The sequence below is a fragment of the Opitutales bacterium genome (assembly GCA_013215165.1).
Lineage (GTDB): Bacteria > Verrucomicrobiota > Verrucomicrobiia > Opitutales > JABSRG01 > JABSRG01.
Map to the genome: position 1 here is coordinate 1 of JABSRG010000138.1, position 1522 is coordinate 1522.

Annotated in this window: 1 protein-coding gene and 1 pseudogene; both read right to left on the bottom strand. The window is 51.7% G+C overall.

Annotated elements, in window-relative coordinates; genetic code table 11:
• Positions 1–1260 (bottom strand): annotated as a pseudogene (locus HRU10_15370) (acyltransferase domain-containing protein).
• Positions 1211–1522: acyltransferase domain-containing protein (locus HRU10_15375; GenBank protein ID NRA28613.1), on the bottom strand; the 312-nt coding region annotated here is incomplete at its 5' end. The gene HRU10_15375 and the pseudogene HRU10_15370, both read right to left, overlap by 50 nt.

Genomic DNA, 1522 nt, shown 5'->3' on the forward strand with positions numbered 1-1522 from the left:
CACCCATACGCTATTGAAGCCGTTCCGATCCGCAAAGCGTGTCGATTCCAAGACCAGGCGATAATTGTCTTCGGGTGTCTCAGATTCGGTCCCGTTGAAGAACATGATACCAAAGTTCATCGCTTGTTTTGGCAGTGCGGAGGAGCTCGTTGTCGACGCGGGAGCAATGTCTATTGCAGCCGCGGACTGCCATATGTCATCGGGGGTGGAGCGAGAGAAAAATTTGACGGTGCATTGGCCATCAAGCCTGATTCGCAAGGTTGTTTGCAGTTCAAGCGAATCATTGGAAATACTCGGTGGTGAGAATTCCACGTTATCACACACGCAAGCGGTTTCATGTTTAGATTTCCATGCGGCATGGGCCGCTTCAACAAACCAACTCGGCGGAATAGTTTCCCTTCCCTGAGTGGCATAGCCGTCAAACGCCCCCGCGTTGATTCGCTTGATCCAGACCTTATCATCAGGCTGGTCTCCTTGTCCGGGGAATTCTGCACCGAGTATCGGATGTTGGTTCTGGGAGGTCGGAATTTCCGAGGCTTTTGGTGTGGTAGTAACCCAGTGGCGCTGTCTTTGGAACGGGTAGTTGGGTAATGGTGTGCCAGGCGTTACACGGACATTGGCCAATTTGGACCAGTGGATCGCATGCCCTTGTTCAAACAAAGTTCCTAGGGTTTTTGAGAAGTCCTCTAATGGACCACCGTACGGACTGAGGGCCTGCATCCAATGGGCGGGGTGATCACCCCAGGTCTTTTTCGCCAGACCGGTCAGGATGGGTTTGGGCCCTATTTCAAGAAAGGTTTGGTATCCTGATTCCTGACAGAACCGAACCGAGTCCGCGAATCGAACCGGGTTCAACACGTGCTGCAGCCAATACTCCGGTTGGATGATCGAATTTGAGGAGACTGGCTCACCCGTCAGGTTACTCAGAACTGTGATCTCGGGTGCATGGAACTCAATTTCATTTAAAATAGATCGGAATTCCTCGATCATGGGGAGCATCAGCGGAGAGTGGAATGCATGAGAGACTTTTAACGGAATCGCTCGGATTGCTCTCTTCGCCAGGGTTTCCAAAATCAGTCGCATCGCACCTCGGGAGCCGGAGATTACGGTTTCTCCTGGAGCATTCAGCCCAGCAATAGCAAGATCGGGATAGCGCTGGATGAGCGGCTCGACTATGTCGCTTTCGGCGAAAACTGCCGTCATGGCACCATTAGCCGGAAGCTGCTGCATCAAGCGTCCGCGGTGCGCTACTAACTTGAGTTCCGTCTTCTAAGCTAAATACACCAGCCCAACATGCAGCCACAACCTCTCCCAAACTGTGGCCGATCATTGCTGTCGGCCTGATTCCAAGAGCATCAAATAATGTCAGTAAACTATATTCTAGAGCAAATAGAGCAGGCTGGGCGAGACGGGTCTGGTGTATTGAATCAGACTTTTGCTCGAACAAAACGCTGGATATTGATTCGCCTAGTATGGGTTTGAGAAGCGAGTCGCAGCGGTCAAACGTCTCTCGAAAAATGGG